Source organism: Nonomuraea sp. NBC_00507 (assembly GCF_036013525.1).
Taxonomy (GTDB): domain Bacteria; phylum Actinomycetota; class Actinomycetes; order Streptosporangiales; family Streptosporangiaceae; genus Nonomuraea.
On sequence record NZ_CP107853.1, the window covers coordinates 2,814,038 to 2,839,396 of the forward strand.

Consider the following 25,359-nt stretch of genomic DNA (forward strand, 5'->3'; position numbering starts at 1 on the left):
TCGTCGTTGATGCGACTTGATCCGTGCCGCTCTCTGGACGGCTGAGACGCTATCGCAGTCTGTGCCGGAGCTGGGCGGACAGTCCGGCTGAGGCGTCGCGGAGTGCTTCGGTGAAGGTCCGCCGGAGGTGTTCGTCGGGGGCGTCGGAGCGTTGTGCGATCGCTGTGGGTCGCACTGCGGCGGGGTGATCGATGCGTACGAGGGCGATGTTCAGGGGAAGCGCCGGTGCGGCGAGTCCGGGGACCACGGTGACGCCGAGCCCGGCGGCGACGAGACCGAGCTTGGCGACCCAGTCGCGCGCGACGAAGGCGATGTCGGGCTGCCAGGAGGCGTCGCTCCACGTACCCAGGAGTGTTGTGCCGGGCTCGGTGCTTGCGGTGATCCACCGTTCGTCGCGGAGCATCGCGGTTGTGACGCTTGCCCGGCCGGCGAGGGCATGGTCGGGCGGGACCGCGAGGAGCAGGGGGTCGTCCATGAGGGGGATCACCTCGACGTCCTCCGGTGCGTCCTGGGGCCGGGTCACCACCGCCAGGTCCAGGCGTCCGCGCGCGACAGCGGTCAGCAGGCGAGGACTCAGCCCCTCGCGCAACGGCAGCTGTGCGTGGGGTTCCTGCACGGCGAGAGCAGCGATCGCTCGGGGGACCAAGGCCGCCATGGCGGTGGAGAAGGCTCCGACGCGCAATCGGCCGGGCGGCCGCGCGTCGAGGTCGTGGAGCTCCTGGCGGGCGGCGTCGAGTTCGCCGAGGACCGTTTCGGCATGTCGGAGGACGACTCGGCCGGCTGCGGTCGGCTGCACGCCGCGCGCATGGCGTTCGAACAGGGCCCGGCCGGCTGCCTGTTCCATGAGCGCGATCTGGCGGGAGACGGCGGACTGCGTGTAGCCCAGACGCTCGGCCGCCGTCGAGAACGAGCCGTGGCGGGCCGCTTCGCGGACCACGCGCAGGCCGACGATCGTGAACTCACTCATGCGAAATATTCATATCAGACATGCGAGACTCTCGTTTGTCGCATGACTGGTGTCCTGGTTAGCCTCATTCGCATGGGTGCCGCAGAGAACAAGAGGCTTCTTCAGGACGTCTTCGACCAGATGGCGCAGGGAAACACGCGTGCGATGAGCGAGGTGATGGCCGATGATTTTCGGTGGGTGTTTCCGGGGCGCTGGTCATGGTCGGGAAGCTGGGGACCGAGGCAGGTGGCCCTGAACGGGTTGCTGCGACCGCTCATGGCGCAGCTCACCGATTATCGCAGCGAGGCGGACCTCATTCTCGCCGAAGGCGACCGCGTCGTGGTCCAAGCCCGCGGATATGCCACCACCAAGCGTGGGGAGCCGTACCACCAGACTTACTGCTACATCTTTCGAGTCGTCGACGGGCAAATCACCGAAGTGGTCGAGCACTGCGACACGGCCCTGGTCGAACGGGTCCTCGACCGGCCAAACCGATAAGTGACTCAATCCATGTCCAGATACGGTCATGCACGGTGGACATGAGTGATCCGTCGTGGGTGCGTTGCCGCGGAATCGCCAGTGGAGCGGGCGTCGAACGCAACCGGGGCGACGGGGAGATCCAGACGGCCTGGCCGCGGCCTAGTTGACCGCCGGGTTGACCTCGTTGAAGGATTTGCCCACGGCGATGTTGTCGTGGAAGATCGTACGGCTGTCGACGTCGGTCGGTCCGTTGTTCCACGCAGGCTTGTAGAGGCCCCATTTCAGGTAGCCGCTGGTGGACTCGTCGTCGTTGAACGTGTTGGGGCCGGTGGTGCTCAAGACCTTGTGCCACCCAGGATTCTTGTGGGTCTGATACCAGGCGTCGATTTGGCCTTGGCTGCCGTAGCTCCATTCGTACCTGAAGACGAAGTCGTGCCACTGGCCCGGTTTCACATCGGCGAGGTCGAAGCTGGTCTTGCGGACGGAATCCGGCGTGGAGCAGGCCGTGCTGTCGGAGTTGACGCGCAACCGCCACTTTCCTGTGGGCTGCACGCTGAGGAACGCGCTGGGAAACTTGTCGGATTCGCACTTGTCGCGCCAGGCTTTCCACTGGAACACGATGTCTTCTCTTGAATCGCGCTGCCAGGTGCTCGCCAGATAGATGCTGAACCCATAGTAGACGGTGTCGCCAGATCTGAAATGGCTGGCATCGATGTCCATCGTGTGGCTTTCCGCCCTGGTGCCGCCGGCAACCATATGATCGCCGTACTTCAGATAGGAGCGGACCGCGTACTTCCCGGTCCTCGGCAGATCATCGACCTGGATCGAGGGACGGCTGCAACATTCGTTGAATCCCAGTTCCGGGTTGCCGGAGGACCTCGACCCGTCCTCATAGCCGAACCGAAGAACGGCGGCGAATTTACCCCCCGCGGCTGCTGAGACATTCGCGGGGGTCGACGCTGAGGCATCCGCGGTCGCGAGGCTGGTGACGGGGAGGGCAAGCAATGCAGCAGCGAGGACTTTGCGGAAGTCCGGGAAGGTCGAGTTGGCGACGGAAGTCATCACCGCAGAGATCTTTCCATCAACGGGAGAAAGGACCAACTGATTGCCGCGGTGAGGAGCGTCAAACATACCCGCTCTATACCGACGCTCCCTAGAGTCATGCTCTGGGCCGCTCCGCGCCTTCGACGGCGCACGGTTGATTCGGCAACCAGCACGTCGGGCTGGGCCAGCACCCGTGAGGTCGGTTTCGGGTATCTACGCCGCCACCGAATGACTACGTGCACGCGCTTGAGGTCCGTGGCGCCGGACGGTTGCTGTTCGTCGCTGGGACGATGGGCCTGGACCCCGAGGGGAATCCCGCGGCAACCTTGATGAGCAGCTCGAACTCATCTGGGCGAACCTCCGTACGATTCTTGCCTCCGCGGGTATGACGGTCGACAACATTATGAGGCTCACGAGTTACCTGCGAGATGCCGCCTACGCCGAGGCGAACGCGAAGGCTCGCGTAGCGGCTCACGCGTGCACGCCGGCGTCGCCGATCAGCTCGCCACTGTGCCCCCATGCCTCCGCGCCGTAGGGCAGCGGATATTCCTGAAGGCCGAGCCCGTAGCCGAAGCCCGCATCGGTCGCCTGGACCGTGCGCATGGCGGCAAGCGAGGAACTGCTCAGGATTCGCCCGCCGGCCAGCGCGGCCAGGAAACGGTTGAGGTCGCGGCCGGTCGAGATCATCTCACCCGCCGCCCAGTCGAGTGAGGGGTTCATGCGGGTGGCGGCCGACGCAGGCAGGATCGGCAGGTCACCGCTACCGCCGGCGGGATTCACGCAGGCTGGGGGGAGGGCCCGCCCAGGTGGTCAGTGCGGCTTGGAGCGCGGCCTCGGCGTCCGGCTTGTCTGTTGCCCAGCAGAAGTAGCCGTCGGGGCGGACGAGGGCGGTGGTGCGGCGGTCGCCGGTCCAGTGGGCGCGTACGACCTGGTCGGGAATGGGCGCGTCCGCGTGCTGCCCGGCGGGAGTGATCAGCACGAACCTGCCGCCGCGCTGCAGCTCGTTCAGCCGTCCTTCCGCCAGCCGCAGGTCGGGGGCGCGTCGTCCGGTGAGCTTGTGCGTGCCGCGCGGGGCTTTGTAGGCGATGCCGATGCCGGAGATCATGGAGGCTGCCTTGTCGGCGAGCGGGCGGACGTTGCTGAGGATGGTTCCGGCGGTGGCGCGGAGCAGCCGGGCGGCATACCCGTGCAGCAGTGCTGCGCGTACCAGCATTCCGCTCATCCGTAGCACGATCTTGCCGATGGCGTGCCGTTCGGTTTGGTAGGTGTCCAGGAGGTGGTCGTCTGCTCCGTCGCGGAGCACGGCCACGAGTTTCCAGCTGAGGTTGGCGGCGTCTTGCAGGCCGGTGTTCATGCCCATGGCGCCTGCCGGGGAATGCACGTGCGCGGCGTCGCCGGCCAGGAAGACCCGGCCGACGCGGTAGGCGGGCGCCTGCCGTTCGTCGCTGTGGAAGCGAGACTTCCAGCGGACTTCGGTGATGCGGTAGTCGGTGCCGAAGTTGAGCCTCAGCAGTTCCTTGATCTCTTCGACGTCCAGTGGCGCGTCGTCGGGCAGCTGGTGGTGCCGGTTCCATCCGGTGAGCCGGTGGAAGCCGTCGCCCATTTCGGTGAGCAACGCGAACCCGTCGGGGACGGCGTTCACCGTGAACGGCCGATCCGGCGCCTGCTCGAGCTTGAGGTCGGCCAGGATCAGCGAGCTCAGAATGGACTTGCCGGGGAAGGGCAGACCGATCGCCTGCCGGATGGAGCTGTGCACGCCGTCCGTCCCGACGAGGTAGGAGGCGTGGTAGGTGGTGGACGGGCCGTTCGGATCCGCGTCCTTGCCGGGGACCGCGCGGGCCGTGACACCGTTCGGGTCCTGCTCCAAGCCGACGACCTTGGTGTCGTAGGCGAAGGTGACGCCGGCCGCGCGGGCTCGCCGTTCCAGCACCCGCTCGACCTCGTACTGCGGGATGAACAGGACGAACGGGTAGCGGCTGGGGAGGCGGGAGGGGTCGAGCTGACCCCGCTCGAACAGCTGCAGCCGGTTGATGGGGTGCCCGAGCTTGACGACCTCGTCCGCGATCCCGCGGACGTCGAACTGCTCCAGCACGCGGGCGTGGACGACCAAGGCCCGGGACAGGTTGCTGATCTTGTGGGAGCGGGCCTCGAGGAGGGTGACGGACAGGCCTGCTTCGGCGAGGTCGCCGGCGAGCAGCAGCCCGGTCGGGCCTGCGCCCACGACCAGCACATCGGTGGTGTTTTCGGCGAACATATGGGGCCCCTTGTCTCAGTAGTAGTCGCGCATCAACTCGGTCGCCCAAGCCGGCTGCACGACCTCGCCCTGCGGGCCGAACTCGGCCATGTACGGCTTGAGGTCGAGGACCGGGCTGCCGTCGATGGCGTCCAGGCCGCGTACGCGCACGTCGAGGCCGTCGACGGCGAGCAACTGGCAGCGGGAGACGCCCAGCCTGTTCGGGCGGTTCTTGGCTCGCTGCGCGAAGATTCCCACCCGCGGCCACTCCGGATTGCCCCTGGGGCGCCGGGCCGAGGTGTGCACCGAAGCCGGCTCCACGAGGTGAAAGAGGAACACCACCTCCAGGTGCGAGAACGCGGCGAGCCCGGCGAGGGCGTCAGGCTTGAAGCGGGTCTCGTCGAGCCGGATCAACGCCTCGACGGTGTTCCAGTCGTCGTCGAACGCCTCGCTCCGCCCGCCGACGACGGTTCCCACCGGCTGTGTCTCCACGATCTCCATACGACCGACCGTACGAGAGGGCAGCCGCTGCCGAATAGGTCACGATGACTGAAGTCGCACGCAGACCTGGGGAGCCGGTTAGGTAAGGTCGGGGCATCATGATCGGCCGGAATGCGGAGATCGCCTTTCTTCAGAGGATGATCGCTGAGGCCGGCAGCGGCCGGGGCGGTGCTGTTGTCGTGCGGGGAGAGGCGGGCATCGGCAAATCGGCGCTGCTGGAGGAGGCCGCGCGTACGGCCGGAGATGATCTGCTGGTGCTGCGGATCACCGGCGTCGAGGCCGAGGCGGAGCTGCCCTTCGCAGCCCTGCATCTGCTCCTGAGAGCGGTGCGGCACCTCGTCCCGGCACTTCCCGCAGCGCAAAGGGAAGCGCTGCGCGGTGCGTTCGGCGAAGGTGAGGGTGAGGGCGAGGGCGAGGGCGGCGGGCCTGATCGTTTCCTGGTCGGTCTCGCGGTCCTGACCCTGCTCGCCGACCTCGCCGCCGACCGTCCGCTGCTGTGTCTCGTCGACGACGCGCAGTGGGTGGACCGTGCGTCGGTGGACGCGCTGGCGTTCGCGGCGCGCAGGCTGGGGGCCGAGCGGATTGCCATGATCTTGGCCGCTCGGGAGTCCTCCGTTCCCGGCATCCCCGAGCTGGAGCTCGCCGGGCTGGACCGGGAGGACTGCGAGGCGCTCCTCGCAGACGCGGCGGCCGATCTGGTGCCGGAGGTCCGGGACCGCCTGATCGAGGAGGCCGAGGGGAATCCCCTGGCTCTCCTGGAGTTCGCCGGGTCGCTCACGCCTGGGCAGCGTGCGGGGCAGCTCAGCCCGCTGCCTTTGGAACCGCCGCGGCTTCCCCTGGCCGGGCGGCTCGAGCAGTCCTTTCGCGCCGCGATCCGCCGGCTGCCCGAGCCCGCCCAGCTCCTGCTCCTGATCGCCGCAGCCGAGGACTCCGGCAGCCTGGAGCTCGTGTTGAAGGCGGCGGAGGGCTTCGGCGTCGGGCTGCCTGACCTGGAACCGGGCGAACGCGCTCAGCTGGTGCAGGTCTCCGAGGGCCGGCTGCGGTTCCGCCACCCCTTGGTCAAGGCGGCCGCGTACCACGAGGCGCCCGTCGCTCGGCGGGTGGCCGCGCATCGTGCGCTGGCCGGCGCGCTCGACGGTGACGAGCACGCCGACCGCCGGGCCTGGCATCTGTCCGCGGCCACGGTCGGACCCGATGAGGAGACCTCAACCGTGCTGGCGGCCGCCGGGGAGCGCGCCAGGCGGCGCGGCAGCCATGCCTCGGCCGCCACCGCGTACGAGCGCGCGGCGCAGCTCACCGTCGATCCGCGGCAACGGGCTCGCCGGCTGATGGCCGCCGCCGAGGCGGCTCTCGGGGCCGGCCAGCTCGCCCGGGCCGGCGCCGCAGCCGATCGCGGGCGGCGGCTGACCGGCGATGCCGCGGTGCTGGCGCGGCTGGCCGCCGTACGGGCCGCGGTCGACGCGGAACATGGCGCTCCGGCCGCGTCCACGCTGATCGAGGCCGCCTCCGGCATCGCCCGTACTGCGCCGGACGAGGCGGCGTCCCTGCTCGCGACCGCCGCGGGCGACGCCTGGTTCGCCGGCGACCACGACGCCCTCCGGCAGACCGCGGAGCTGCTGGAATCCCTCCGGCCGGGCATCGACCCCCGCCTCGCACCGGTGGCCGCGGCAGTGCGTGGCATGGAACGGGTGGCCGCCGGCGATCCGGCCGCGGGACTACCGCTCCTGCGCGCCGCCATTCCACCGGGCCGCGTCACCGATCCGGTCGTCGGTACGTACGCGGTGTTCAGCGCGCTGATGACCGGCGACGACGACGCGGCTTGTGAGCTGGCCGCCGCGCGCGTCGGCACCTGCCGGGACCAGGGCCTGATCGGTGCACTACCGCACGCTCTGCAGCTCCTCACCCAGGCGCGGATCCTGCGCGGACGGCATGCCGAGGCGGCCGAATCAGGCGCGGAGGCGTGGCAGATCGCGCACGACACCGGGCAGGCGGGACGGCTACGGCACCTGCATGGCATCCTCGCGCGGCTCGCCGCGATCCAAGGCGAGGACGACCGGTGCCTGCGGCTCGCCCAGCAGGCCGAAGGCGCCGCCCAGGAACGCCACGGATCAGGCTGGGGTGGCTGTGCGCTGACCCTGCTCGACCTCGTGCGAGCCCGATACGAGGCGGTGGCCGAGCGGATGGCGCGGGTGCTGGCAGGCCCACTGGGCCACACCGTGATCGTCACCTTCGCCCTACCGGACCATGTCGAGGCCTGTGCCCGCCTGGGCGTCCCGGAGCGGGCGGTTGAGGCGTTCATCCGGTTCGACGCCTGGGCTGCGGCCAGCGGTCGGCCGTGGGCGACCGCGGTCGCGTACCGGTGCCGCGCGCTGCTCGCCTCGCGCGAGGAGGCCGAGGCGCAGTACAAGGCGGCGCTCGACTGGCACGCCCGCGGTGGGCGGGTGTTCGAACAGGCCAGGACGGAGTTGTTGTACGGCGAATGGCTGCGCCGGGCGCGGCGGCGCTCCGACGCCGGGGTGCAGTTGCGTTCCGCGATGAGCCGCTTCGCGGCGATGAGCGCCGTGCCCTGGGCCGAGCGGGCCCGTGCGGAGCTGGCCGCGGCCGGCGCCCGCGCCGACCTGCCGGAGCTCGGCGTCGCGCCGAACCCGCTCGCCACACTCACTCCTCAGGAACTCCAGGTCGTACGGCTTGCCGCGACCGGCGCCACCAACCGGCAGATCGGCGCCCAATTGTTCCTGAGTCCACGGACGGTCGGATCCCACCTTTACAAGGCGTTCCCGAAGCTGGGCGTCTCCTCGCGCGCCGACCTGTCGGGCATCGATTTCGGCAGTGCCCAACCTTAGGAGCGCCGTGGACCGGGGCATCGCGCATCGCGGCCGCGTTGATCTACCCTTGCGGTCGGGTTCGTTGCGGCACGGAGGTTCGTATGATCTTGGTGGCAGGTGCGACAGGGAACGTGGGTTCCGAGCTGGTCGGCGTGCTGACCTCGGCCGGCCGGCAGGTCCGGGCGCTCGTCCGTGACCCGCACGGCCACGCGCTGCCACCCGGCGCCGAGCCCGTGACCGGCGACTTGAACCGGCCCGAAAGCCTGGTCGAAGCGCTCGACGGCGTCGACGGGCTGTTCCTCCTGTCGGGCTACGCGGACATGCCTGGCCTGCTCGCCCGAGCACGTAAGGCCGGGGTGCGCCACGTCGTCCTCCTGAGCGGCGGCTCGGCCGCGCTGGAGGACCTCGGCAACGCCGTCTCCCGTTACATGACGCTCTCGGAGCGGGCCGTGCGGGAGTCGGGTCTGTCCTGGACCATGCTGCGGCCCAGGTCGTTCATGTCGAACGCGCTGCGCTGGCTGCCGCAGCTCGCGGCCGGCGACGTGGTGCGGGTGCCGTTCGCCGAGGTGCCGGTCGCGGTCGTCGACCCGTACGACATCGCGGCCGTCGCGGCCCATGCGCTGATGAGCGACGGCGACGAGGACCGGATCTACGAGCTGACCGGTCCACGCGCGTTGCTGCCCGCCGACCAGGTCGCGGTCCTCGGCCGGGTGCTCGGCCGGGACCTGCGGTGCGAAGGGCTGACGAACAGCGAGGCGCGGGCGGAGATGGAGGCGGGCATGCCGGTCGAGTACGTCGACGCGTTCTTCCAGTTCTTCGTGGACGGCACGCTCGACGAGTCCGAGGTGCACCCGACGGTGCAGGACGTGCTCGGACGGCCACCGCGGACGTTCGAGCAATGGGCGCACGCACACGCCGACGCCTTCCGCACGGCAGGTTGACCTTCATATCGGTGTGAAGCTTTAGCGTCGTCCCATGACATATGTGGTGCACCGCAACGGCCGCGCGGCGACGGCCGAGGAGTTGGGGCCGCTCGCCTTCGCGGGCTACGCGCATTTCACCGCCATGCAGGTGCGTGGAGGCCAGGTGCGGGGCCTGGACCTCCACCTGGAGCGGTTGCGATCCGCTTCCGTCGAGTTGTTCGGCCGGGCGTTGCCGGATGAGCGGGTGCGGGCCTGTCTCCGGGCGGCACTGCAGGCCGGCCCGGCCGACGTGTCGCTGAGGGCCACCGCGTACTCCCCGGCCGGCGAGTTCACCTCGGCAGGGGCTGAGGTGGAGCCCGAGCTGCTGGTTCGTACGGGGCCGGCCGCGTCAGGCCCGCGAGGGCCGCTCGCGCTGGCGGCAGTCGAGCACGAACGGTTCCTCCCGGCTGTGAAGCATGTCGGCGAGGGGGCCAAGACGTACTTTCTCCGGCAGGCCGTCCGCGAGGGGTTCGACGACGCCGCCTTCGTCGACCGCCGGGGCCGGCTCAGCGAGGGCTCGATTTGGAACCTGGCCTTCTGGGACGGCACCGCGGTCGTCTGGCCGGAGGCCGAGATGCTGGGCGGCACCACGATGGCCATCGTGCGCCGGCAGCTCGATCGCCTCGGTGTGCCCCAGCGCGCCCAGCACGTCACGCTGGCCGGCCTGCCCGCGCTGGCCGGGGCTGTGGTCATGAACTCATGGACACCGGGAGTGGCGGTCCATCGGATCGGATCCGTGTCCTTGCCTGAAGCGCCGGCGTTCGTGCAGCTGCTGCACCGGGCCTATCAGGCCGAACCGCTCACCGCGCCGTAACGGCGCTGGTCCCCCTGAGACCCGGGGAAAACCGTTGGGAAACTGTCGGTGGCCGGTGATAGAAAGCGGGGTCGAAGTTTCGCCGAACCGCATCGGGGGCGGTGCCCGTGACCACCAGCACGTCAGAGTTCTCCGTTTCCGGGCCACGATATAGCCGGCGTGGTCCGGTGCGCTGGCTCTGGTCCCATCTGCGGCGTCATCCGCTCTACCTCGTCGGGTTCCTCGGCGGGTCGGTGGTCATGACGGTGCTCAACGCCATGGTGCCGCAGCTCACCGGCGACGCCTTCGACGCCGTGCTGGGGGAGCGGGGCCGGCCGATGGACGCGCTCGGGCTCATCGCGCTGGCATTGCTGGCGATCGTGATCGCCCGAGGGGTGTTCGACCTCGTCGCGCGGATGTCCAGCGAGGTCCTGGCCAAGCGGCTGGAGCGGGACGCACGCGACGAGCTCTACGTGAGCCTGCTGGGCAAGAGCCAGACCTTCCACAACAGGCAGCGGGTCGGGGACCTGATGGCCCGGGCCGCCAACGACATCCGGCAACTGTCCATCATGATCACGCCAGGCGTCGATCTGATCGTGGACTCGGGTCTCACCGGGATCGTGCCGCTGTTCTTCATCGCCGCCATCGACCCGAGGCTGCTGCTGGCGCCGGGCGTCTTCGCGGTCGTCTTCGCGGCCGCGCTCTGGCACTACATGAGGCAGCTCAACCCCGTGGCGACCCGGATGCGGGAGGAGTTCGGAGATCTCAACGCCGGGCTCAACCAGGCGGTGCGGGGCATCGAGGTGATCAAGGTGACCGCGCAGGAAGGGCAGGAGCGGCGGCGCTTCCGTGCCAACGCGCGGCGCTATCGGGACTCGTTCGTACGAAACGGGCTCGTGCAGGCCCGCTACCTGCCCACCTTGCTGTTCTCCTTCGCGATGGCCGGGGCGTTGTGGCACGGGCTCTACCTCCAGGGCATCGGGGCGATCACCCTCGGGGAGCTCGTCGCGTTCATGGGGCTCATGGGGATGCTCGGGTTCCCCACGCAGATGTCGCTCTTCACGTTCTCGTTGATCCAGATCGGGATCGTGTCCTCGCGCAGGATCCTCAGCATCGTCACCGGGGAGAGTGAGATCGAGCAGCGGGTGGACGGACATGCCGCGCCGATCACCGGGGAGATCGTCTTCGAGGACGTCACCTTCGGCTACCAGGAGGACGGCGAGCCCGTGCTGCGTGGGCTCACCTTCACCGTGCGGCCGGGGGAGACGGTGGCGATCGTCGGGGAGACCGGGTCGGGGAAGAGCACGCTGACGAAGCTGGTCCCGCGGATCTACGACGTCACGGGCGGCCGGATTCTGGTCGACGGTGTCGACGTGCGGGACTGGGATCTGGATTCGCTGCGGTCGCAGATCTCCACGATCGAGCAGGACATCGTGCTGTTCTCGCGGTCCGTGTCCGAGAACATCGCCTTCAGCTTGGGGCAGCGGGCCGATCATGACGCGGTGGTCAGGGCGGCGGAGGACGCCCAGGCGGCCGAGTTCATCGGCGAGCTCGACGAGGGATACGACACCGTGATCGGGGAGCGGGGGGTCACCCTGTCGGGTGGGCAGCGTCAGCGGCTGGCCATCGCGCGGGCCCTGCTGACCGATCCGGCGATTCTGGTGCTGGACGACTCCACCAGCGCCATCGACTCGGCGACGGAAGACAAGATTCAGCAGGCCATCGGCCGCATCCTCGAAGGCCGGACGACGCTGCTGATCACTCATCGGCTCTCGCAGATTCGGTGGGCGGACAAGGTGTTGTTGCTCAGGCGGGGCCAGGTCGTCGACTTCGGCACGCATGACGAGCTGATCGCGCGAAGCCGCCTCTACCGGCGGGTCTTCGCCCATTACGACGAGGTCGAGATGGGTGATGAGGTTGCGGAGGCCGAGCCGTCCATGGCCGGCGAGCAGGGAGGGGTGCGCTGATGGGCTTCCTCATGGACGGCCTGGACGCCGAGGACTACGACCGGAAATACAACGACCGTGATCTGCTGCGGCGCATCTTGTCCTACTTCCGGCCGAAGCTGGGGGCGATGGTCCTCGTCGCCACGATGATCGTGCTGATGTCGGCCAGTCAGGCGGCCATACCGGCGTTGGGCAGCCTGGCGGTCGACGCGATCGCGAATGGCACGATCGGCCAGGTGGGATGGATGCTCACGGCGGGGATCCTCGGCACCGGCGCGCTCTCCTGGGTGGTCAACTTCGTGCGGCAGAAATACAGCGCGCAGGTCACCGGGGATGTCGTGCTGCGCCTGCGGGAGGACGCGTTCGACGCGGTGCTGGAGCGGGACCTGTCGTTTTACGACGAGACGCCGTCGGGGAAGATCGTCAGCCGGGTGACGTCCGACACCGACGACTTCGCCGCCGTGTCCACGCTGACGATGGACCTGATCAGCCAGGTGCTGATGGTGGGGTTCGTCACGGTGCTGCTGTTCGTGCGGAGCGTGGAGCTGGCTCTGCTGACGTTGCTGGTGGTGCCGATCGTGGTGGCACTGGCGCTGGTGTTCCGGCGGATGGCCAGGGCCAGCACCCGCAGGGCGCAGCGGTCCCTGAGCCGGGTCAATGCGAACCTCCAGGAGACCATGGGCGGGATCGCAGTGGCCAAGAACTTCCGGCAGGAGCGGCAGGTCTACGAGGAGTTCCGGCCCATCAACCGGCAGAGCTATCAGGTGACGCTCCGGCAGGGGTTCGTCTTCTCCACCATCTTCCCCGTCCTGTTCACAGTGGCTGGGCTCGCGACGGTCGTCCTCGTTCAGCTGGGCGGGGAAAGGGCGCTGGCGGGTGGGTTGTCCGCTGGTGATTGGTACCTGTTCCTGCAGGGGGTCGCGCTCTTCTGGTTCCCGTTGACGTCCATTGCCGCGTTCTGGTCGCAGTTCCAGCAGGGGTTGTCGGCGTCCGAGCGGGTCTTCGCGCTGATCGACGCGCCGCCCAGGGTGGTGCAGAACGATCCGCGGCCGGCCGAGAAGCTGGCGGGGCACATCGAGTTCAAGGGCGTCACGTTCGGCTACGATCCCGGCAATCCCGTGCTGCGTGACTTCGACCTGGTCATCGAGGCCGGGGAGACGGTGGCGCTCGTGGGGCACACCGGAGCGGGCAAGTCGACGCTCAGCAAGCTGATCACGCGCTTCTACGAGTTCCAGGAAGGGCGGCTGCTGATCGACGAGCAGGACATCCGCGGCCTGGAGCTGGGGAGCTATCGCCGGCAGATCGGTGCGGTGCCGCAGGCTCCGTTCCTGTTCAGCGGCACCGTCGCCGACAACATCCGCTATCCGCGGCCGGAGGCCACCGATGAGGAGGTGCGTGCGGCGGCGGCCGCCGTGGGCGGTGGCGACTGGATCGATGCCCTGCCCCATGGGCTGGAGACCGATGTGGGGGAGCACGGGCGGGCTCTGTCCATGGGGCAGCGGCAGCTCGTCGCGCTGGCCCGGCTGCTCATCCAGGACCCGGCGATCGTGGTGCTGGACGAGGCCACCGCCAGTGTGGATCCGCTGACCGAGGCGCAGATCCAGGAAGGGCTGGATCTGGTGCTGGCCGGGCGGACCTCGATCGTCATCGCGCATCGGCTGTCCACGATCGAGCACGTCGACCGGATCATCGTGCTCGATCACGGGCGGATCGTGGAGGAAGGTGATCACGGGACGTTGCTGGCGCGTGGAGGGCGCTACTGCGAGGTCTACAACACCTACTTCCGGCATCAGTCGCCGAACTACCGGGCCGGGACGGGGTTCGTGTCGGTCGGCGGCGACTGAGACGGCGCAGGTCCTGCCGCTCGCCCGCGGGGCTGCGCCTCAGCAGGCGGGCCCGCGCTTCAGCAGGCGGGCCCGCGGCTCAGCAGGCGGGGCTGCGTCGTTCCACGAGGACGACGTCGCGCCAGCGGCCGTGGTGGCGGCCGATGCGCTCGCGGGTGCCCACGACGCGAAAGCCCAGCGCCCGGTGCAACGCGAGGCTGGCCGTGTTCTCCGGGAAGATGCCCGACTGGATGGTCCACACGCCGGCGTCCTCGCAGGCCACGATGAACGTCGTCAGCAACGCTGTGCCGATGCCGTGCGCCTGGCAACCGGGATGCACGTAGACGCTGTGCTCGACCACGCCCGCGTACACCGGCCGCGCCGACACCGCCGAGCCGGCCACCCACCCCACGACCTGGCCGGTTCCGGTGTCGGCCGCCACATACCGCAGGTGCGGCAGCCGCGCCGCGGTGAACCCCTCCCAGCTCGGCGCCGTCGTCTCGAAACTGGCCTGCCCGGTGTCCAGCCCGGCCTGATAGATGGCCAGCACCTGGGCGGCGTCCGCCTCGCGCATGGGCCGGATCTCCAGCCCGGGACCGGCGGCGGCCCGTCCGGCCAGGCTCGAGGAGCGATCGATGATCTCGTCGTGCGCCATCACGGTCCCCTTCACTCGCAGGTGGGCGCGCCCGGCACCGGGTTGCCCATGACCACGTCGGCGGCGGTCGGGAAGCAGCTCACGCAGGCCTCGTTGATCCGGTACAGGCTGGAGGTGCCCTGTCGTTCGACGAGCACGAACCGCACCTCGGCCAGGATCTTCAGGTGATGCGACACCGTGGACTGCCCCACCCCGGAGGCGGCCACGATCTCACCCACGCTCATCGGCGTCCGCCGCCGCGCCAGCAGCGACACGATCTGGATCCGCGTCGCATCCGCCAGCGCCTTGAACCAGCCGGCGTACTCCTCGGCCTCGGCCCGCGCCAAAGGCCCCTCTTGACTATCCATCGATAATCGACGATAGACGATTAAGGGTCGATCCGGAAGGCCGGTCAGAAAACCCGCAGGGACGGGACTCCCGCGTCGACGTCGGAGTCGACGGCGCCGATGGAGGCGAGGAGCTCGCCCAGCCGGGCACGCGCCGCGGCGGCCGCCGTCTCGCAGCCCCGTTCGCTGTGCGCCACGGCCGCCTGGCGCAGGGCGCGGGCCTGCCACAGGGGCGAGTCGATGGACTGCGCCAGCCGCTCGGCCCGCTCGAACCCGTGCAGCGCCGCCTCGTAGTCGCCGCGCGACCTGCTGGCCGCGCCGAGCGCCAGCCACGCCTTGGCCTCGATCAGCGGCGCGTCCACCGCACTCGCCAGCTCGATGGCCTGATGGAGGTAATCCTCGCCCGCGGCGTACCGGCGCCGCTCGAGATGCACATAGCCGAGGCCGTAGCGGGCGAAGGCCTCGCATCGCAGATCCTCGAGCTCGGTGACGGTGGACAGCAGGTCGGTGAACGCCTGCTCCGCCTCGCGCAGCCGCCCCGAGGTGAGGAGCAGCTCGCCGATTCGGTAGCCGACCTCCGGATGGGTGAGCTGGCCGGCGACGACGGTCTCGTCCAGGAACGGGCGGGCGTGGCCGACGTCCAGCAGGAGCTGGCCGAGCAGGCGCAGCACGAGAACCTCCGCGCCCGTGTCAGCGGCCTGGCGGATTGCGTCGAGCGCCTGACCGCACCGTTCGACCGCCTCGGCGTACCGGCCGCGCATGCCTGCCATGAACCCGGCCACCGTGCTCGCCAACCCCCAGCCGTGCCGGTCGCCGCACCGTTCGAAGAGCTCCAGAGCCTCCTCGATGGCCGCGCCGGCCGGCCGGTAGCGATGCCGGTACGCCTCCCGCAGGGCGGTCCCGGTGAGCAGGGCCGCTGAGCCGCGGGTGTTGTCCGCCGCGCGGGTGGCGCTGAGCGCGACCCGGTGCGTCTCCTGCCAGTCGTCGTAGTGCCCTCGGGTCTGGAACAACGACACCGCGCTCAGGGCCAGGTCCCAGCACAGCTCGTCGAGGCCCAGTGCGGCGGCCTGGCGGACGGCGGCGACGATGTTCGGGCGCTCGGTGTCGTACCAGGTCAGGGGATCGCTTTCGACGACGTCCACGCCTGGGGGCTGCCAGCGGGCGGCCGTGCCGTGCAGGGCCGCGTGGTCGCCGTACGCCGTCCGGTGCGCCCGCTCGACCAGCGCCAGCCAGCCGCCGAGCACGCGAGGGACGGACTCGGCCCCGCCGAGCTCGCGGGCGTGGGCCCGGACCAGGTCGTGCAGGCGGTAACGCTGGGGCCCGGCCACGTGCAGGAGCTGGGCGTCGACCAGGCTGTCCACCAGGTCCGGTGTACCGTCCGCAGCCAGGGCGGTCCAGGCGGGGATCTCCGGGGTGTCGGTGTGGGCCAGCGCGGACAGCAGCCGGAGCGCGGCCGGGTCGAGCCCATCGGCGGCCAGCGCGATGGCGCCGCGCACTGCCAGGTCGCCGAGCTCCTCGAGCCGTTGCCGTTCGTCCCTGAGCCGCTTCACCAGGTGGCCGACCTGCCAGTGGGGGTGGCCGGCCAGCGTGGCGCCGGTGATCCTGAGCGCCAGCGGGAGGTTCTCGCACAGCCCGACCAGCTCGTGCGCGGCCTGCGGCTCGGCCGACAGCCGCTGCGCGCCGGCGAGCCTGGCGAGGAAGCGCATGGCCTGGATCGGCTCCAGCTCCTCCAGCTCCAGGCGGCCGGTGCTGGGCAGGATGGCCAGCTTGGATCTGCTGGTAACCAGTACGGCGCACTCCGCGCCGCCCGGGAGGAGGGGACGCACCTGCGCCTCGTTGACCGCGTCGTCCAGCACGATGAGGACCCGCCGGCTCGTCAGGCACTCCCTGAACCTGGCCGCGCGTTCGTTCACGCCGTCGGGGAGGTCGTGGGACGGCTCGCCGAGGGCCCGCAGGAAATGAGCGAGCACCTCACCGGCCGGCACGGGGCGATCGTGAATGGTACGCAGCCGGGCGAACAGCCGGCCGTCGGGGAAACGTTCTCGCAGGCGGTGGGCGACGTGGACGGCAAGGGTGGTCTTGCCCACCCCGGCCCTGCCCGCCACGACGATGACGGGCGTGGCGTGCCCGGGGTCGGGCCGCAGGACCGCTTCCAGCGCGGACCGGGCCTCTTCGCACCCGGCGAAGTCGGGCACGTCCACAGGCAGCTGGTCCGGGCGCATGTCGAAGTCGAGCGCCGGGTCATCGGCGAGTATGGCCTGCTCCAGCCGCTGCAGCCGGCGCCCTGGCTCGAGGCCGAGGTCTTCGATGAAGATCGCCCTGGCGTTCTCGTAGAGCGCCAGCGCCTCCGACTTGGCGCCGCACCGGTAGAGGGCGAGCATCCGCAGCTCCCAGAACCGCTCGAGCAGCGGATGCTCCTTGGTGAGCGCGGCCAGCTCGGGAAGCAGCTCACGGTGCCGGCCGAGCCGCAACTCCAGCTCCAGGCACTCCTCGTGGACGGCCATGCGAGCCTCGCGCATGCGGGCCTTCTCCGCTTCCAGCCCCACGGCGTTGACGTCGGCCAGGAAGGGGCCCCGCCACAGCGCCAGCCCACGGCGCAGCGACATGACGGCCCGCCGATCCATGCCGTAGGCGGCCGCGTGGCGGCCTTCCTTGACGTGCTCGACGTACTCCAGCAGGTCGAGCATGTCCGGTCCGGCTTCGAGGAGGTAGCCGCCCGGCTTGGTCCTGATCACGTCGGGGCAGCCGGCCGCGGTCAGCGTTCGGCGGAGGCGCCCCACGGTGTTCTGGATCAGCCGGCGTGCCGACTCGGGCGCCGGATCCGGGAAGACGGCCTCGACCAGTTGCTCCACGGTGACCGTGTCGTTGGCGCGGAGCAGCATGAGCGCGAGCACCTCCCGCTGCCGGCTCCCCAGGCCGACCACGTGCCCGTCCGCGGTGATCTCCACTTCGCCGAGCACCCGGAACCGTGCGGCCATCTGGTCGCCCCTCACGCCTTCTCAACAGTTTGCCGATAATCGTGTCGCGTCTGTGACAGTGCGTCCACTCTCTGAGACCAAAGCTTAAGAGCTCAGCATGAGGCGACAGAGATGTTGCGTTCACTTCACGAGCGATGATCTCGTCCGGACTCGAATCGTCCCGGCGGCCGACCCGCTGTGGGAGGTCGCGTTGAGCATGCGCCGGTTGGCGGGGCGCAAGGGCCCGACTTCCTCACCCCCGCTGAGGCGGCGCTCGGACTGGACGCCGGAGTGGACGCCGTGCTGAGTACGCTCCGGCCGTTCCTCCGGCAGGAACTCGACAAGCTGGCGGCCTGGCGAGGACGCCGTCATGGGCCTGGGGGCTGGCCGACGGGCGCAAGGACGCCTTCCCGCGAGCTGCGGCACGGCCTGTATGCGTACTTCGAGGCCGCTGTCCGCCCGCACTGGTCGAACATTCAGGGCATGGTGGACGCCGATCGGGCCATGCGCGGGCGCGCCTACCTGGACGGCGGGGTCGAGGCCATGCTGGAGAGCTTCCGGCCGGCCATGCGATGGGAGTCGCCCGTGCTGACGGTGGTGGATCACCGGCGGGATCACCTGCTGGGCGTGCCGAAGGATCCCTCCGGCGACCCGGGCACCCCCGTCGGGCGGTTGCTCGGCTCCACTCGGGCCGGGATCCTGCGCGCCACCGTGAACGGGGCGACGACCGGTGAACTCGCGCGGCTCCACGAGATCTCCGCCTCCGCGGCCAGCCAGCACGCGCAGGTGCTGCGGGAGGCCGGGCTGATCGTCAGCCGGCGAATGGGCCCCAACGTGATCCACACCGCCACGCCGCTGGGCCGGGCCTTGCTGATGGGCGGCTCCCAGGTTCACCAGCGTTTCGGAGGGCGGCGCCCGCGTTCGTGATTTCCGGCGGGACGATGTCGACTCCCGGCCCCAGGCTCCGACCACTGGTCAAAGGCACTACGAACGTGAAGGAACCCACGTGCGTTACCTGCTGATGATCTACACCGCCGCTCAGAACTGTGGCCACCCCGCCGTCCTGCGTACGCTCTCTATGCCGGCAGAAGGGCGAGCCGAACTGACCGCGCAGGTCGAGGCCCTGATCCAGGAGATCGTCGAGTCCGGCGAGCTGATCGGCGGCGAAGCCCTGGCCGACCCGGTGACCAGCAAGACCATCCGGGTACGCGGCGGCGCGCCCGTGGCCACGGACGGCCCGTTCGTCGCGGCCGGAGAGCACCTTGCCGGCTACGTCGTCGTCGACTGCGAGAGCACCGAACGGGCGATGGAGATCGCGGCCCGCTTCCCCGACGCCCGTTTCGCGGCCGTGGAAGTCCGGCCCGTCATGAGCTCCTCCGGGGAGGAAATGTGAGCCCGTGACAGCACGTTCCGCCGGGGACGGTACGGCGGAACGTGCAGTCGGATGTCCTCAGGTGCCGTCGATCAGGCGGATGGCGATGGCCGGGCTGAACTGGCCGGCGGGCGTGTTCGGGGCGATGCCGCAGTTGCCGTCGGAGTCCCCGGGCACCTTCACCCACAACAGCATCTCGGTGCCGCCGCCGCCACCCAGCTGCGTGGGGACGCCGAGCTTGCGTCCGGCCGGGTTGCACCACTCGCCGTTGGAGCCGTTGCCGTTGCGGCTGGTGTCGATCACCCACTTCGCGCCGCCGCCGAGCGAGGAGTTGATCGAGGAGGCGTAGGTGGCCGACTGGGCGGTCGGATAGTAGTTGGAGACGTTCACCGCGAAGCCGCGGATGTTGCCGACGCCCGCGTTCTTCAGCCGCGTCGCCATCGTCCCTGCCGCGACCCAGCCGGCGTTGCCGGCGTCGAGGTAGGCCCAGGTGTTGGGAGCCTTGTCGCGGAACTGCTGGGTGGCGTACGTCAGCATGCGGTTGCGCTCTTGGATGGCGGTGTCGTTCATACAGCCGAAGTCGCCGAGCGAGTCGGGCTCGATGATGACGACCGCCGGACGGTTGCCGATGCCGGACGCGAACGCGGAGATCCACGTCTTGTACGCAGACTCGCTGCCCGCCCCGCCGCCGGAGTGCCCGCCGCAGGCGTCGCGGCCCGGGATGTTGTACGCCACCAGGACCGGGAGCTTGTCGGCGGAGTTCGCCGCCGCTACGTACGTGGACACAGCGGCGCGCACGTCCCCGCTCCAGCCGCCGAACCAGCGGGCCATCGGCTTGGCCGAGATGGACGACTTGATGCGTGCCGCCCTTGCGTCACCGCTGTTGTTCCGTACCCAGATCGCCGGGTTGGAGTCGGGGTCGACGTAGAAGCCGCTGGTCATGGCGAGGGGCCCGGATCCCGGCTTCGGGGAGGTGGTAGCGGTCGGCGTGGGCGACGGCGTGGTCTCGGTCAAGGAGACGTTGTCCACGTGGAAGGTGAAGCCGGCGTTCTTGCCGAGCTGGAACGACACCTGCCCGGTGGACGTGCCCAGGCTGGAGGTGAAGGGAAAGCTGAAGCGCTTGCTCGTCGTGCCGAGCGAGATCGTCTTGGTGAGGGTCCGGGTGTACGGGGAGTCCGCGAGCTGCACGGTGGTGACCGCGCTGACCTGGGCGGAGGCCGCGGCGTCGAACGAGAGCGTGTACGCCGTGCCCTTGGCCAGCGCGATGCCGTTCTGGCCGATCATGGCGTCCCACGGGTTGGCGGTGCCGCCCGTCACGTTGACGCGCAGCCGCCCGGCATCCACGGCCATCGACGTGTTCGCCGACTTCCACCAAGGTGCGGTGCCGGCGGCGAAGGTGCCGTTCACCACCAGCTGGGGCGCCGCGACGGCAGGCACCGCAGCGGCTAGCGATAACGCCGTCACCGCTGAGGCCGTGATCGCCATCACGCGGGTTAACGATCGCACGTTATGCGTCCCTTCTGGGCTTCCGAAACCATCAGGGTGATCCAATATCACAGAGATTCGCGGCTTTCGTGACTATTTACGGAAACCCGGGTGGATGGTCGGGTGCGATCATGACGGCTGACCCAATGGTGTGTTCGGCGGTCTCTTCACTTCTGTGAGGTCTCGGCACGAGCAAGTGGCAGAAGGTCCTCATCGGGTTGGCCGCCACCGCAGCCCTGTGTGTGTGGCGATGGTCGTGCTCCTCCAGATCCCCATGGTTCTCGGCCGTTTCGCCCATGCCGCTCCAGGCTGGGACTGGGCGTTCTTGAGCGACGTCGGCGAGGCGTTCGCCCCCGTGGGTTCGCTGCTCACGGCCCTGTCGCTGCTCGGCGTGGCCTTCTCGCTGTTCACGCAGGGCCGGGCGGTGCGCGTCGCCAACGAGCAGGCTGCGAAGGCGCTGCACTACGAGATTATGCGGCAGGGCATGGATGAGCCGCGGCTCCTACGGGCCTTGGGGACGATTCGCGCGGTTCGCACGACGATCCGTGCATCCGGCACGGCATTTACGTCAACAAGCACTTCGCGTTCTGGCGTTCGATGTTCGAGCTGGGTCAAGGCCTGTGCAGTGGGTGGTGGTCGCCGTCGGCATCGGCATCCTCCTTCGCCGCTGGACTAACGGCTGATCGTCCGCCTTGACATGGAGGTCTGCCGCCAGTGCTCGGCTGCCTGGATCATGTGGCGCCCCACGTGATCGAAGAACTCGCTGACGTCCTTCAGTCGGGCGCCGGCGGGCGTCGTGGCGCCGACGATTTCGGCCCCTTTACGGGCGAGGTCGGCCATCGTGACGTTCCGGCGGGCGCTGACGATCCAGCCTTGGACCCAGGCGTCCGCGTCGATGACGTACCGGTCGCGGCGGCGGCGCGGGTCGCGGTCACGCCGGATCAGCCCCTGCTGCTCGAGCTCGCCGACGGCCTTGGAGATGGACGCCGGGCTGACCTGAAGGTGCTGCACGAGCTCGGCGGCGGTGAGGCTGCCACTGTCGGCGGTGTACATGCAGGTGAGCACCCGAGCGGTCATGCGTGACAACCCGGCCTCGGTCATCGCGCCGGTGAACTGCTCCTCCAGGTCGCGGACCGCGTGCGGGTCACGGCCGGGTGCGTCGGTGGCCGGTGGGCCGGACGACGAGATGGGTCGGCGGCGGCGGGCGCGGCCCGCCGTTGCCTGCTGCGCCTGGTCGGCCCGGTAGCCGCCCGCTCCGCCGTTGCGGGCGACCTCGCGGGTGATGGTCGAGATCGGCCGTTGCAGGCTTCTGGCGATCTCGGTGTACGTGAGCCCCTCGGCCAGGCCCCTGGCGATGTGCCGGCGGTCCTGGTGGGTCAGCCTGCCTCCCGGCATCGGTGGTCGCCTCCCGCCACTCGTCATCCCTGGGAGGGCAGTATTGCGTTCGTGAGCATGTCATTGCAAGTGGTCGTGATTCACCTTGCATTTGTCGACATACTCATTGCAAAATTTTCAGGCGATTCACCTGCGATAACTCGCCATACTGATCGGCGATACTTTGACGAAACAGTGAAGGCAAAGTAGCGTTTTCCCTGCCATGAACACGTACTATCGCGACTTGGTCGCCTGTGGAACTGGAAGGAATCGGCATGACGCTGACAACCCCCACCAGCGTGACCGCGAGATCGCTCGCACCGGATTTAGCACGTGGTGTCATGCTCCTGTTGATCGCCTTGGCGCACGCGCCCGCGTTCGCCGGCGACTGGAACGCCGGGCCGGCCGTGCTCAACACCGCCGCCAAGTTCATCAAGTCCCTCCTGGCGGACAACCAGGCGCGCGACATGTTCGCGTTCCTGTTCGGCTACGGGCTCGGCCAACTGGCCCACCGTCAGGAGGCCCGGGGCAGCGACTGGGTCTCGATCAGGAAGCTGATGCGGCGGCGGGCCTGGTGGCTGATCGCCATCGGCTTCGCGCACACGGTGCTGCTCGTGCCACTCGACATCATCGCGGTCTACGGCATGACGCTGCTGGTGCTCGTCCAGCTCGTCCGAGCGCGGGACTCGGTGCTGCTGTGGGCGGGCGTCCTGTCGCTCATCCCCGCGACGCTGCTGCTGGCCTGGCAGAGCGTGCAGGCTCAGGCGAGGCCGGTCACCATGGCGGAGTTCATGGAGCCCACCTTCGGCGCCCACGTCGTGGCCAACATCCCGACCTGGCCGGTGGAGACGGCCATTTCCATCATCATGGTCGTGCCGGGCATGCTGCTGGGGATCTGGGCCGCCCGGCGCAGGATCCTGGATGAGCCAGAGCGACACGCATCGCTGCTGGCCCGGGTTACCGTGATCTTCATGGCCGTGGCCGTCATCGGCAGGCTCCCCGCCGCCCTGCTGGCGGCCGGCACGTGGACGAGCACCTCGGCCGCCGTCGGCTGGACCGTCGCGATCGCCCACGACCTGACCGGGTACGCCGGCGGCATCGGCCTGGCCGCCGCCATCGGGCTCGTCGCAATCAGGGTCCGGGGTGGCCGGGTCACCACGGCACTCGCCGCGCTGGGACAGCGTTCGATGACCTTCTACCTGTTCCAGTCGGTGGTGTGGGTGACGTTGTTCTACCCGTTCACCCTGGACCTGAGCGACGCCATGAGCGTCACCGCCACCTTCGCGCTGGCCATCGGCGTCTGGTTGTCGTCGATCCTGCTGGCCGAGGTGATGCGGGTGGCGGGCTACCGCGGCCCGGCCGAGGTGCTGCTCCGCAGGCTCTCCTATCGGTCCGGCGCGGTCAGAGAAATGCGCTGACCTCGGCGGCGAACTCTTCCGGGCTCACGATCCGCACCCCCAGCGTCTCCGCCTTGGCCCGCTTCGAGCCCGCTTTCTCGCCGGCCACCAGCAGCGACGTCTTGGCCGACACGCTGGAGGACGCCTTGCCGCCCGCCCGTTCGATCAGCTCGTTGACCTCGTTGCGGGACAACGTCGCCAGCGGGCCGGTCATCGCGCCGGTGACCACTACCGACATCGAGGCCAGCGGCAGCCCGGCCGGCGCCGGCTCCCCCTCGGCGGGTGGTGGGGCGCCTGGCTCGGTCATGTTGACCCCGGCCTGGGCCAGCTTGTCGATGAGCGGGGCGAGCTCGACCAACTCGGCCACCACGACCGGCGCCTTCTCCGGGCCGATGCCTTCGACCTGCTGGATCGCCTCGGCGTCGGCCACGCGGATGGCGTCCATCGTGGCGAAGTGGCGGGCGATGCGGCGGCTCATCGAGCGGCCGGTGCCGCGGACGCCGAGCGCCGCGAACACCCGGCTAAGCGGCCGCGTCTTGGCCTGCTCGAGGGCCGCCAGCAGGTTGTCGGTGCTGGTCTCGCCCATGCGCTCCAGGCCGAGCAGCTGCTCCCGGGTCAGGAAGAACAGGTCGGCGAAGTCACCGATCAAACCGGCGTCGAGCATTTGCTTGATGCGGTTTTCCGCCAAGCCCTCGATGTCGAGCTGGTCGCGGCCGGCCGCGTAGATGATGGACGCGATCGCCTGGCAGTCGCGGCCGCGTACGCACCGCCAGCGCTCCTGCGACCTGTCGATCGCATCCCCGCACACCGGGCAGACCTGCGGGATGTCGATCGGCTGCTCGTCGCCGGTGCGCAGGTGCACGACCGGCGCCTCGACGCGGGGGATCACGTCGCCCGCCTTGTAGACGGTCACGCTGTCGCCGAGCATCAGACCGCGGCGGGTGATGTCGGCGACGTTGTGCAAGGTGGCGTAGGTGACGATGCTGCCGTCCAGCTCGACCGGCTTCAGCACGGCGCGCGGGGCGATGACGCCGGTGCGGCCGGTGTTCCACTCCACGCCGAGCAGCTTGGTGATCTTCTCGGTGGCGGGCAGCTTGTAGGCGATCGCCCAGCGCGGCGCCCGCGAGCTGAACCCGGCCTCCGCCTGGTCGGCCGCCAGATCGCACTTGATCACGATGCCGTCGATGCCGAACGGCAGCTCGGGACGGGCGGCGGCGATCTCCCCGATGCGCTCCTGCACCCGCTCCAGCGTCTCGGCCACGATCCCCGCCACGGGCGTGGCGGCCGTGGTCTGCACCCCCTGACCGGCGACCCAGTCCATGATCTGGCTGTGTGGCCACTCGCGCAGGCCCACGGCCACGTCGGAGTGGTCGTCCGGCGGCGGCACGACGCCGTAGCCGAAGAACGTCAGCTCGCACACGTAGGGCCGCTCCCGCGTGCGCAGCGTGCCCGCGGCCGCGCTGCGCGGGTTGGCGAACGTGGTGCCGTCGTGCGCCTGCCGCTTGGCGCAGGCCTCCTCGAACTGCGAGGCGGTCATCATGACCTCGCCGCGCAGCTCCACCGTGACCGCGTCGGCCAGCCGGTCCGGCAGGCCGACGATGGTGCCGATGGCGTGCGAGACGTCCTCGCCCGCGCTGCCGTCGCCACGCGTGACCAGCTGGGCCAGCCGGCCGTTGCGGTAGCGGGCCGAGATCGCCAGCCCGTCCAGCTTGGGCTCCACACTCCACACCGTGACCGCCCGGCCGAGCCTGCGCTCGAGCGCGGCCGCCCAGTCCGCCAGCTTCTCGGCGCTGAACACGTTGTCCAGGCTGAGCATCGGCACCGTGTGCGGCACGTCGCCCACGACGGCTCCGCCGGCCACCTTGCCCGTGGGCGAGGACGGCAGGACCGACTCGGGGTGCTCCTCCTCGTAGGCCTGGATGCCGCGGACCAGCCGGTCGTAGGCGTCGTCGTCGAGCGTGGAGGTGCCGTCGCCGTAGTAGGCCGCGGCGGAGTCCACGGCCAGCTGCACGGCCTCGGCGTAGGCCGTGTCGTCGGCCAGGACGGTGATGGGGGGCGTCTCGGTCATGACCCCATCATGCCGGGAGCCACCGACATTTCCAGGTCCGGCAAACCGTCCCCTGAACTGCGGCTGGCACCGATTTTTCCGCCCCGCAATCCGTCCCTGAACTGCGGCCGGCACCGACATTTCCGCCCCGCATGTCAGCGTGCGGAGTCCTCTGCGCGGGTGTTCGAAGTCC

General features: G+C 69.7%; 22 protein-coding genes. 10 read left to right on the forward strand and 12 right to left on the reverse strand.

What is annotated here, in order from left to right:
* Nucleotides 1-49: 49 nt before the first annotated feature.
* Nucleotides 50-967 (reverse strand): LysR family transcriptional regulator, encoded by a 918-nt coding sequence (locus tag OHA25_RS14365; RefSeq protein ID WP_327588054.1) that lies wholly within the window; start codon nucleotides 965-967, stop codon nucleotides 50-52.
* A 72-nt stretch (nucleotides 968-1,039) separates the two neighbouring features.
* On the opposite strand from OHA25_RS14365, the gene OHA25_RS14370 reads away from it, so the two are divergent.
* Nucleotides 1,040-1,444: a nuclear transport factor 2 family protein gene (locus tag OHA25_RS14370; RefSeq protein ID WP_305919362.1), complete on the forward strand. Its 405-nt coding sequence runs from the start codon at nucleotides 1,040-1,042 to the stop codon at nucleotides 1,442-1,444.
* Nucleotides 1,445-1,585: 141 nt separating this feature from the next.
* Here the strand turns inward: OHA25_RS14370 and OHA25_RS14375 are convergent, their stop codons facing one another.
* From OHA25_RS14375 to OHA25_RS14390, 4 genes are all read right to left on the reverse strand, one after another.
* On the reverse strand, nucleotides 1,586-2,557 hold the full coding sequence (locus OHA25_RS14375; RefSeq protein WP_327588055.1) for a polysaccharide lyase: 972 nt from the start codon (nucleotides 2,555-2,557) through the stop codon (nucleotides 1,586-1,588).
* 384 nt (nucleotides 2,558-2,941) lie between these two features.
* The gene (locus OHA25_RS14380; RefSeq protein WP_327588056.1) at nucleotides 2,942-3,250 is read right to left on the reverse strand and encodes a serine hydrolase; all 309 of its coding nucleotides are present in this window, start codon (nucleotides 3,248-3,250) and stop codon (nucleotides 2,942-2,944) included.
* Nucleotides 3,231-4,724: an FAD-dependent monooxygenase gene (locus OHA25_RS14385; RefSeq protein WP_327588057.1), complete on the reverse strand. Its 1,494-nt coding sequence runs from the start codon at nucleotides 4,722-4,724 to the stop codon at nucleotides 3,231-3,233. The genes OHA25_RS14380 and OHA25_RS14385 overlap by 20 nt, the downstream gene beginning before the upstream one ends.
* Before the next feature lie 15 nt (nucleotides 4,725-4,739).
* Complete coding sequence (locus tag OHA25_RS14390) at nucleotides 4,740-5,204, reverse strand: SAM-dependent methyltransferase (protein WP_327588058.1); 465 nt, start codon at nucleotides 5,202-5,204, stop codon at nucleotides 4,740-4,742.
* A gap of 98 nt (nucleotides 5,205-5,302) precedes the next feature.
* On the opposite strand from OHA25_RS14390, the gene OHA25_RS14395 reads away from it, so the two are divergent.
* The 5 genes from OHA25_RS14395 to OHA25_RS14415 all read left to right on the forward strand — a co-directional run bounded on the left by OHA25_RS14395 (nucleotide 5,303) and on the right by OHA25_RS14415 (nucleotide 13,574).
* Nucleotides 5,303-8,047: a helix-turn-helix transcriptional regulator gene (locus OHA25_RS14395; RefSeq protein ID WP_327588059.1), complete on the forward strand. Its 2,745-nt coding sequence runs from the start codon at nucleotides 5,303-5,305 to the stop codon at nucleotides 8,045-8,047.
* 83 nt (nucleotides 8,048-8,130) lie between these two features.
* Nucleotides 8,131-8,970, forward strand: a complete 840-nt coding sequence (locus OHA25_RS14400) for an NmrA family NAD(P)-binding protein (protein WP_327588060.1) — start codon at nucleotides 8,131-8,133, stop codon at nucleotides 8,968-8,970.
* 34 nt (nucleotides 8,971-9,004) lie between these two features.
* A complete protein-coding gene (locus tag OHA25_RS14405; protein WP_327588061.1) occupies nucleotides 9,005-9,805 on the forward strand; it encodes an aminotransferase class IV family protein in 801 nt (266 codons plus the stop codon).
* 167 nt (nucleotides 9,806-9,972) lie between these two features.
* Nucleotides 9,973-11,751 carry an ABC transporter ATP-binding protein gene (locus OHA25_RS14410; protein WP_327588062.1) on the forward strand — a complete coding sequence of 593 codons (1,779 nt, stop codon included), beginning with the start codon at nucleotides 9,973-9,975 and terminating at the stop codon, nucleotides 11,749-11,751.
* Entirely contained in the window at nucleotides 11,751-13,574 is a 1,824-nt protein-coding gene (locus tag OHA25_RS14415; RefSeq protein WP_327588063.1) for an ABC transporter ATP-binding protein, read from the forward strand. The genes OHA25_RS14410 and OHA25_RS14415 overlap by 1 nt, the downstream gene beginning before the upstream one ends.
* Nucleotides 13,575-13,653: 79 nt before the next feature.
* On the opposite strand, the gene OHA25_RS14420 is transcribed toward OHA25_RS14415, so the two are convergent.
* From OHA25_RS14420 to OHA25_RS14430, 3 genes are read right to left on the reverse strand one after another with little or no spacing between them, the layout of a single operon-like run.
* Nucleotides 13,654-14,208 (reverse strand): GNAT family N-acetyltransferase, encoded by a 555-nt coding sequence (locus OHA25_RS14420; protein WP_327588064.1) that lies wholly within the window; start codon nucleotides 14,206-14,208, stop codon nucleotides 13,654-13,656.
* Between the two features lie 11 nt (nucleotides 14,209-14,219).
* Nucleotides 14,220-14,555, reverse strand: a complete 336-nt coding sequence (locus OHA25_RS14425) for an ArsR/SmtB family transcription factor (protein WP_327588065.1) — start codon at nucleotides 14,553-14,555, stop codon at nucleotides 14,220-14,222.
* 44 nt (nucleotides 14,556-14,599) lie between these two features.
* Nucleotides 14,600-17,512, reverse strand: coding sequence for an AfsR/SARP family transcriptional regulator (locus OHA25_RS14430; RefSeq protein ID WP_327588066.1), 2,913 nt, complete (start codon nucleotides 17,510-17,512; stop codon nucleotides 14,600-14,602).
* A gap of 279 nt (nucleotides 17,513-17,791) precedes the next feature.
* Here OHA25_RS14430 and OHA25_RS14435 point away from each other — a divergent pair, with 279 nt between their 5' ends.
* The gene (locus OHA25_RS14435; RefSeq protein ID WP_327588067.1) at nucleotides 17,792-18,418 is read left to right on the forward strand and encodes an ArsR/SmtB family transcription factor; all 627 of its coding nucleotides are present in this window, start codon (nucleotides 17,792-17,794) and stop codon (nucleotides 18,416-18,418) included.
* A gap of 79 nt (nucleotides 18,419-18,497) precedes the next feature.
* On the forward strand, nucleotides 18,498-18,884 hold the full coding sequence (locus OHA25_RS14440) for a YciI family protein (protein WP_327588068.1): 387 nt from the start codon (nucleotides 18,498-18,500) through the stop codon (nucleotides 18,882-18,884).
* Nucleotides 18,885-18,941: 57 nt separating this feature from the next.
* Here OHA25_RS14440 and OHA25_RS14445 read toward each other — a convergent pair whose 3' ends face one another.
* Nucleotides 18,942-20,369 (reverse strand): glycoside hydrolase family 6 protein, encoded by a 1,428-nt coding sequence (locus tag OHA25_RS14445; protein ID WP_327588069.1) that lies wholly within the window; start codon nucleotides 20,367-20,369, stop codon nucleotides 18,942-18,944.
* A 229-nt stretch (nucleotides 20,370-20,598) separates the two neighbouring features.
* Between OHA25_RS14445 and OHA25_RS14450 the strand changes: the two genes are divergently transcribed.
* Nucleotides 20,599-21,024: a DUF6082 family protein gene (locus OHA25_RS14450; protein WP_327590978.1), complete on the forward strand. Its 426-nt coding sequence runs from the start codon at nucleotides 20,599-20,601 to the stop codon at nucleotides 21,022-21,024.
* Here the strand turns inward: OHA25_RS14450 and OHA25_RS14455 are convergent.
* On the reverse strand, nucleotides 21,021-21,743 hold the full coding sequence (locus tag OHA25_RS14455; protein ID WP_327588070.1) for a GbsR/MarR family transcriptional regulator: 723 nt from the start codon (nucleotides 21,741-21,743) through the stop codon (nucleotides 21,021-21,023). The genes OHA25_RS14450 and OHA25_RS14455 overlap by 4 nt on opposite strands.
* A 103-nt stretch (nucleotides 21,744-21,846) precedes the next feature.
* Nucleotides 21,847-22,065, reverse strand: a complete 219-nt coding sequence (locus OHA25_RS14460) for a hypothetical protein (RefSeq protein WP_327588071.1) — start codon at nucleotides 22,063-22,065, stop codon at nucleotides 21,847-21,849.
* Between OHA25_RS14460 and OHA25_RS14465 the strand changes: the two genes are divergently transcribed.
* Nucleotides 22,064-23,140, forward strand: a complete 1,077-nt coding sequence (locus tag OHA25_RS14465) for a DUF418 domain-containing protein (protein ID WP_327588072.1) — start codon at nucleotides 22,064-22,066, stop codon at nucleotides 23,138-23,140. The two genes, OHA25_RS14460 and OHA25_RS14465, sit on opposite strands and share 2 nt — an antisense overlap.
* Here the strand turns inward: OHA25_RS14465 and ligA are convergent.
* On the reverse strand, nucleotides 23,124-25,187 hold the full coding sequence (ligA, locus tag OHA25_RS14470; protein ID WP_327588073.1) for an NAD-dependent DNA ligase LigA: 2,064 nt from the start codon (nucleotides 25,185-25,187) through the stop codon (nucleotides 23,124-23,126). The two genes, OHA25_RS14465 and ligA, sit on opposite strands and share 17 nt — an antisense overlap.
* Between the last annotated feature and the right edge of the window lie 172 nt (nucleotides 25,188-25,359).